This window comes from Limisphaerales bacterium (assembly GCA_014382585.1).
Classification (GTDB): Bacteria; Verrucomicrobiota; Verrucomicrobiia; order Limisphaerales; family UBA1100; genus JACNJL01.
On record JACNJL010000020.1, the window covers coordinates 88,695 to 96,049 of the forward strand.

Here is a 7,355-nt window from a genome sequence, read left to right on the forward strand (position 1 = left end):
AGCCCCAAGGCTCAGTCGCCCTTCCACCGTACACCGGGGGCAACCCAACCCGTTGAGGGGAGGAAAACACAAGCACCTAATGTCAACACATAGTCCTTCCCCTTGCAGGAAATGGTGACATCTATATCTCCTTTTTTACCTATCGAAAGCTTTCCTGCCGGCCCTCTCATTGCATCAATCTCTGACGTATCCGCACTGACAAATTCTACCTCACTCCACACTACTCCATCGGCTTCCGCGTCCTTTAGAATTGCTTCAAATGCTTGCCTGAGCTTCTCACGATCCTCCGGAACATCTTCCATTTCTTTTTCAAGTTCTTCTTCAATTTTCTTTTTTAGTTCCTCTTTCATTTCTGATAAGGAGACTCCCTCCATCTTTGCCAATTTTTCAAGGGATTCATCCGTCATACCCATATATATTTCCTCAAACGCTTTTTCCCATTCACCCTTTGACCATACTAAAGGAGTCAGTTTTTCGAACGCTTCAAAATCCTTCTTGGCCAAGGCTTTCACCGCTCGTTTGGCTAGTTCCTCCGGGGTATCAATTTTACCGCCACCGGAGATTTTGGCCACCAGTCCCGGGCCATAGGTGATGCCGGCAAAGATCAACCCAGACACCAGCACCACAATCCCGGCAATCATCCCCACCTTCTTGCCTTTACCGGGCCGACCACTCATGGCTGCAGTGGGAGCAGGTGCCGCCATTCCCAGCACCACATTTAGCGGCTTCCAGTCATCCATGCCGTCATGCCAGCCCCAGTCAGTGGGCAGCAATTGGCCAGTGGCAAAATATTCCTTCGCCTTCTCCCGCGAGTAGGGGCCGATAGGTTCGCCCTTGCGGGTAACGCTGATTTTATCCGGATCGCCCGGTTCCGAATCTTCTGGCTTTTCTTCAGCTGGAGCAGCCCCTGCCATCGTACGCTTGGGCATTCCGCCTCCGGGAGGGGGTGGCGGCGGAGGTGTTGCCGATGGCTGGGTAGCAGCTCCTAAAACTTCACTCAATGCCTTCCATCCATCTGCCCCAGCGTGCCATGCCAAATCTGTAGGCAACAGCTGCCCGGCCGCCATCATCTCGCGGGCATTTGCCTCCGGATACGGGCCATGCTGCTCTCCGTTGCGGGTGATGTGGATTTGCAATTCGCTCATTTGATATTCGCGAAAGCCCAGACACTAACATAGCCCCCCGCCGCTGCATACTGTAAATGGAAGTTTATTTTATAATTGAAAAAACTCTAATCATGGCCCTGAAGTGCACGCAACCAACCCCGCCCCTCCTTGCGGCCAAGCCTTTTCCTAAAACAACATTTTCAGCGAGGCAGGAAGGGGTTAGTGGAACGTTAACCATTTTCTTCCTCCACCGACTCGGCTTCGGGCAAGGGCAATCCCTCCTCACTCGGCTCAGGCGCAGGCTCGTTGAGACCACCGCCATCACTGCCACCGCCTTGGGGACGCGTAGCTAATGGGCTGGCGTCTTCGATTTTTGTGATGCTGGCTTCCCTCTGACTATCAGCCGGGCCGAATTTGATTTTATCGCCCTTTTTGAGTTGCGCTGCTGGAAAGGTCAACCCGCCGTCTTCTTTGCCATCTTCATAAACGGTCACCTTTAAGGAGCCGGTTACTTTATACCTCAGGTCATCCTTCAAGCTAACCCATTTTCCTGCGATTTTACGCGCGGGAAAAAATTTGCCGTCCTTTTCAAATTGCAACGCCATCTCCATTTTCCGAAAACTCGACGCCGCTGTGGAGATTGGCGTTTCACCGTTCTCTTGATCGGGACCTATACTGGACGGATCTTCCTCCGTCGTTCCCCCTTCGCCCTCGCTATCCGGCGATGGATCTCCTTCATCTTCCGGTTGAGCTTCTTGAACTTCCGGTGAAGCAGCTTCTCCGCCTCCCATTTGAGACATATCCACCTCCACGTAAAGCCGTTTGCCCGAGAGGAATTTTGCTAAGTCCGCCGCCTTCTTCCCGCCGCTTTGCGTGCTGGTGCTGCTCCCGCCATTCTGATCATCGCCAGTCGGCTTTTCGGTGTCCTTGTCGCCCCCGCAACCGAGCATCAATCCGAAGATGACCAGCGCAGGGAAAAGTTGTTTGAGGATATGGTTTGCTTTCACGGAACAAGATTGCCACACCGTGCCCACTCTTGGCTACTGTAATGTCAGGTGATTATTATAGTAGCCTTCCAATCATTTGAAGGAATTGATCCAGAACCATTTCTCAGTCACTGCAAAAACTCTGAATTGCCAAAAACCCTATTCCCGTCCAAACTGACGGTACAATATGAAAGAAACATCACCCAACTCATCCACCAATCGCCGCACCTTCATCAAGGCCAGCGGGACGGCCGCTGTGGCGGCGAGCGCCATCTCTTTTCCCACGGTCACGTTTGGCAAACCGGATAGCCGCAAGCTGAAGATCGGCTTCATCGGCTGTGGCGGCCGCGGCACGGGTGCGATTAATCAGGCGCTCACGGCGGATAGCAATTGCGAGCTGTACGCGATGGGCGAGGTGTTTCGCGATCAGCTTGATCGCAGTCTTAAGTCAGTGCAGGGCCGGCGCGCCGGACAGGTGAACATTGACGAGAAACGCAAGTTTGTGGGGCTCGATGCGTACCAAAAAGTTTTGGAAAGCGGGGTGGATCTCGTGATCCTCACCACGCCGCCGGGATTCCGCCCGCTGCATTTCAAGGCGGCGGTGGATGCGGGTAAACATATTTTTCTGGAAAAACCGATGGCCACGGATGCGCCCGGGCTGCGGTCGGTGATGGAGACTTATAAACTCGCGGAGAAAAAAGGCCTCGCCGTGGTGGCGGGCTTTTGCTGGCGATACGATCCGGCGCGGCGCGAATTTTTCAAACGCATTGCCGACGGTGCCATCGGTGATGTGCAGTCCATGTACGCCACCTATTACACCGGCCCCGTGAAACCGATGCCGCCGGACAGCGCCCGCAACAAGGAATGGAGCGACATCGAATGGCAGGTGCGCAATTGGTACAACTTCGCGTGGTGCGGCGGCGACGGCCTCGTGGAACAGGCGGTGCACAGCGTGGATAAAATTTCGTGGGTGTTCGGCGATGTCCCGCCGCACAGCTGCGTGGCCGTGGGCGGCCGCCAGCGCCCGAATAATTCCGGCAACATCTGGGATCACATCGAGGTGAACTACGTGTTTGACCGCGGCGCACGCGGGCACCTTGGCCAACGGCAAATCCCCGGCTGCCACGGTGAGAACGCCGATTACATTCTCGGCACCAAAGGCCGCGCCCAAATCGCCGGCGGCCTCATCATCACCGGCAAAGACGCCATCAAAGGCAAAACCGATAAGTGGACCTATAACGCCGGCGCGGACATCTGGCGCTATACCGGCCCCGGCGGTAATATGTACCAGATCGAACACGACGAATTATTCGCCAGCATCCGCGATGGCAAACCCATCAACAACGGCGCCCGCATGTGCAACGCCACCGGCATGGCGTTGATGGGCCGAATGGCCGGCTACACCGGCCGCCAAGTCACGTGGGATCAGGCCATGAACTCCAAACAAAACCTGTTCCCCAAAGACCAAAACTGGGCCACCGGCAAACACACCCCGCCCAAAGAAGCCATCCCCGGCACCAAAGAAGCCATCGCCCCGCACGGATGGTAAGCGGGAAAGGCCCAAAACCCAAATCATTCCCAAGCCCCAAACCCGAATCACCTTTCGGGTCTTGGGGCTTGGTCTTTGAGCCTTGTGTTGTAGAGCATTGATGGGCCTCGTCACTGGCGTCTTCGCCACGTTTCATCCGCTGCGCAAGCATCGGATTTCGGAGGAGAACTAAACCACCACAGAGAAACCAAGCCTCTGTGTTCTCTGTGCCTCTGTGGTTAAAAAAACGGAATAAACCCAAAGGTTGCGCGTAGTACTGCTGACGTGGTGAACTGCCAGACAGATGTTGCGAGCTCAATGCATTCTCTGGAATGGCCGATGACTGAGGGCCCCGAGAAAACGGCGGATGCCAAACTGGAGGCGCTCAGCGAATCGGGCTTTGCGCTGGCTATTCAGTTGCTGGGACGCCACGCGGATGCTGCCGATGTGGTGCAGGATTCCCTGCGCAAGCTGCTGCACAGTGGCCGGTTCGATGCGCGCCGCGGCAATGCGCGCGCGTGGTTTTTGAAAGTGGTGCGCAATGGCGCGCTCGACATCCTGCGCCGCCGCAAGCCGCACGATGCGGAGGCGGTGGCAGCACTGCCCGATGCCGCACCCGCGCCGGATGAAGCGGCCGCCCGCGGTGAATTGGCTCAAATCATCCGGCGCGAATTGGACGCGCTACCAACAGAGCAACGCGAAATCATATTACTACGCGATTTCCACGACCTGAGCTACGGTGAAATCGCCGAGGTATTGGCCCTCGCACCGGGCACGGTGATGAGCCGCCTTCACCGCGCGCGGCGTGCACTGCGCGAACGGATGAGAAAATTTTTGCAATAACCCGATGATGCTATGAAACACGACTGCCACGAAACCGAGCCGCTGTTGTCCGCCCATTTGGACGGGGAGCTGACGCAGGGCGATCGCCAGCGGGTGGAGCTGATTTTGGAAGACTGCGCCGAGTGCGCGCGGGCCTTTGACGAAATGAAAAAACTGCGCCAGCATATCGGCGGCATCCCCTACGATACGATGACTGAACAAGAGAAAAACGAATTGAACCGCCACGCGGAATCCAATGTCGGCGCAAGCGTTGGGCAAATGCTATTCATCGCCGGCCTCGTGATGGTGTACGGCGTGGGTGCGTATCTGTTATGCGCGGATCTGATCACTGACGCGGAGTTTGCCAAATCAGCCGAGGCAAAAGATAAAGTGCCGATGTTCATCCGTGTTGGCGTGCCGGCGCTCATCATCGGTTTGGGCATCCTGTTTTTTACCGTTCTGTTTCAACGCATTCGGGCGTCGAAAGCCGACAAGTACACAGACGTGGAATTTTAATTATGAGTGAAACCAATCGCATCATCGTTGTGACCTCGCCGACTATCCCCGGCAAAAAAATCGTGCGCGCCCTCGGGCTCGTGCGCGGCAACACCATCCGCGCCCGTCACGTGGGCAAGGATATCATGGCCGGCCTGCGCAATATTGTGGGCGGCGAGGTGACTGAGTACGCCAAACTACTCGCCGAAAGCCGCGAGCAGGCGCTCGATCGCATGCTCGCCGAAGCCGAAAAGCTCGGCGCCAACGGCGTCATCAGTATGCAGTTCACCACCTCCGTCATTATGGGCGGCGCGGCGGAAATGATGGCCTACGGCACGGCGGTGGTGGTGGAAAACGAGTAGCTTTTCTCTCTGTGGCAAAAAATCCGGGCATTCTTTCTAAAAAACCCCGTCCAATGAGGACGCGTTTGGGATGACATTTCGGCGTTGCGCCGGTACGGTCCCCCAAGCATTAACAGGCCCACAAAATTACAAATAATGAAAGTTCTCAAAACGTTTTCAATATTCGCCGCCGCACTCATCCTCACCGATGCCGCCCAAGCGCGCGTCAAACTCGTTGCGCTGCCCGCCCGCGCTCGCGTGGTGGTGAGCCTCGCCAATCTGCAAGCCACACTCGTGGAGGAGGAACGCATTATCACGCTGCAAAAGGGCGTGAACAAAATTGATTTCTCGTGGAAAGGCGTGAGCATCGATCCGGCTTCCATTCAAATCCGGATGCTCGATGAACCGGCCAAAGTAAAGGTGCTCAACACTTCGTACCCGCCCAACGAGCAGGCGCTCATTTGGGAAATCGCCAGCCCCACCGCGCGGGCCGAGCGGATGCGCATCAGTTATTTGCTGCAGGGCATCACGCGCCAAGCGGTTTACAAGGCCACGGCTGAGACAGATGAAACGGCGCTTACCCTTCGCAATTATTTACGCGTGCAGAATCATTCCGGCGAGGATTTGGATAAGGCCGAAATCGGAATCGGCTACGGCGCAGGCTTCAAGCGCACGGTGCAGCATCAGGAAACCATCGAGCTGCTCTCCGAACGCATTGAGAAATTACCCATCAAAAAAATCCTTACTTGGGATTCCAAGCAACTCCCGTGGGATCCGGAGTACGAAAAGAAAACCGTCGGCATCCCGCTCAATTACGTCATCAAAAACGACAAAGCCAGCAAGCTTGGCGCGCACACGTTATTGCCCGGCAAGGTGCGGATTTTTATTAAAACCAAAGAAGGCGTTGCGTTCACCGGCGAAGATTGGGGCGGCCTCACGCCGGTGGATCGCGAGATGAAACTGTACATCGGCCAAAGCCGCGAAGTGAAAGTGGTGCAGCGCAAAACTACTGACGAACGCGTAAACCTCCGCCGCAACAACAGCAACCACGTCGTGATGTGGGATCAAAACGAGGTTTATAAAGTGGAGATCCAAAACTTCAAAACCACGCCCGTCACGCTCGTCGTGCGCGAGCACATCCCCGGCTATTGGACGATGATCGAGAGCACGCACAAGTACGCCAGGAAGGACGCCTTCACCATCGAGTACACGCTCGAGCTCCCCGCCAAATCCACCGGCGACAAGAAGACCACCCTCACCTTTAACGTCCGCCGCAAAAACGTGCAGGGCAACGAACCTTCCAGCTACTAAGGAGCCACAATGAAACGATTTATTTTTCCATTGTTGGCCGCCGTGTGCCTGCAAAGCGCCGAGGCGCGCATCAATGTCACCAGCCTTCCGGGGCGCGACTCGGTGCAGCTTACTATTTACAACAGCGCCGACCTCACGCTCGTCAAAGAAACCCGCACGCTCACACTCAAAAAAGGCCGCAACCGCCTGGAGTTTTCCTGGGCCGGAACATTGATTGATCCCACGAGTGTGGAGTTCCGTCCCATCACTCACGCCGATGAAGTGGAAATTCTTGACGTGCGTTTTCCGCCGCGTGTCACGAACACGCTCGAGTGGAACATCCATAGCGAGTTCGCCGGCGAAGTGAAAACGGAAATCCGTTACTTCACCAGCGGCATCACGTGGAACGCCGATTACCTTTGCGAAGCCAACGCCAACGAAAACCAAATGACCTTCGCCGGTAATGTCCGCGTCACCAATCGTAGCGGCGAAGATTATCCAAAAGCGCAAATCCGCCTCGTCGTGGGTGTCGTCCGCCTCGTAGAAAAAATCATCGACCTTGCCCGCCAAGGCCAACCCGCCCCGCCAAGCGGCGGGCCGAGGCCATCTATTTCAACGGCCACAAGAGCCCGCGCCGCCGGTGCGATGGGCCAAGCGCTTGCCGAGGCTGAACAAAGAAAAGACGTCGCCAAAGAAGCCCTTGGCGAATATTTCCTCTACACCGTTGGCGGACGCGACACGATTGCCAATGGCTGGAGCAAACGCCTTCCCTCATTCAACACCGCCG

The 7,355-nt window shown here is 56.0% G+C and carries 8 protein-coding genes; 6 read left to right on the plus strand and 2 right to left on the minus strand.

Annotated features, from left to right (window positions below; translation table 11 throughout):
* Window positions 1-11 precede the first annotated feature (11 nt).
* Both H8E27_02145 and H8E27_02150 read right to left on the minus strand, forming a co-directional pair.
* Window positions 12-1,145: a DUF4339 domain-containing protein gene (locus H8E27_02145; protein MBC8324416.1), complete on the minus strand. Its 1,134-nt coding sequence runs from the start codon at window positions 1,143-1,145 to the stop codon at window positions 12-14.
* Window positions 1,146-1,336: 191 nt separating this feature from the next.
* Entirely contained in the window at window positions 1,337-2,113 is a 777-nt protein-coding gene (locus H8E27_02150) for a hypothetical protein (GenBank protein MBC8324417.1), read from the minus strand.
* A gap of 166 nt (window positions 2,114-2,279) precedes the next feature.
* On the opposite strand from H8E27_02150, the gene H8E27_02155 reads away from it, so the two are divergent.
* From H8E27_02155 to H8E27_02180, 6 genes are all read left to right on the plus strand, one after another.
* A complete protein-coding gene (locus H8E27_02155; protein MBC8324418.1) occupies window positions 2,280-3,641 on the plus strand; it encodes a Gfo/Idh/MocA family oxidoreductase in 1,362 nt (453 codons plus the stop codon).
* Window positions 3,642-3,938: 297 nt separating this feature from the next.
* Window positions 3,939-4,463 (plus strand): RNA polymerase sigma factor, encoded by a 525-nt coding sequence (locus H8E27_02160; GenBank protein MBC8324419.1) that lies wholly within the window; start codon window positions 3,939-3,941, stop codon window positions 4,461-4,463.
* Between the two features lie 12 nt (window positions 4,464-4,475).
* Window positions 4,476-4,958 (plus strand): zf-HC2 domain-containing protein, encoded by a 483-nt coding sequence (locus tag H8E27_02165; GenBank protein ID MBC8324420.1) that lies wholly within the window; start codon window positions 4,476-4,478, stop codon window positions 4,956-4,958.
* 2 nt (window positions 4,959-4,960) lie between these two features.
* Window positions 4,961-5,299 (plus strand): YbjQ family protein, encoded by a 339-nt coding sequence (locus H8E27_02170; protein ID MBC8324421.1) that lies wholly within the window; start codon window positions 4,961-4,963, stop codon window positions 5,297-5,299.
* A 135-nt stretch (window positions 5,300-5,434) separates the two neighbouring features.
* Window positions 5,435-6,589: a hypothetical protein gene (locus H8E27_02175; GenBank protein MBC8324422.1), complete on the plus strand. Its 1,155-nt coding sequence runs from the start codon at window positions 5,435-5,437 to the stop codon at window positions 6,587-6,589.
* 9 nt (window positions 6,590-6,598) lie between these two features.
* Window positions 6,599-7,355, plus strand: a 757-nt coding sequence (locus tag H8E27_02180) for a hypothetical protein (GenBank protein MBC8324423.1), incomplete at its 3' end; no start/stop codon positions are given.

Excerpts from the sequence above, each read along its gene's own strand:
- H8E27_02145 (MBC8324416.1), bottom strand. The coding sequence starts at position 1,145 with ATGAGCGAATTGCAAATCCACATCACCCGCAACGGAGAGCAGCATGGC.
- H8E27_02155 (MBC8324418.1), top strand. The coding sequence starts at position 2,280 with ATGAAAGAAACATCACCCAACTCATCCACCAATCGCCGCACCTTCATC.
- H8E27_02175 (MBC8324422.1), top strand. The coding sequence starts at position 5,435 with ATGAAAGTTCTCAAAACGTTTTCAATATTCGCCGCCGCACTCATCCTC.
- H8E27_02165 (MBC8324420.1), top strand. The coding sequence starts at position 4,476 with ATGAAACACGACTGCCACGAAACCGAGCCGCTGTTGTCCGCCCATTTG.
- H8E27_02170 (MBC8324421.1), top strand. The coding sequence starts at position 4,961 with ATGAGTGAAACCAATCGCATCATCGTTGTGACCTCGCCGACTATCCCC.
- H8E27_02160 (MBC8324419.1), top strand. The coding sequence starts at position 3,939 with ATGCATTCTCTGGAATGGCCGATGACTGAGGGCCCCGAGAAAACGGCG.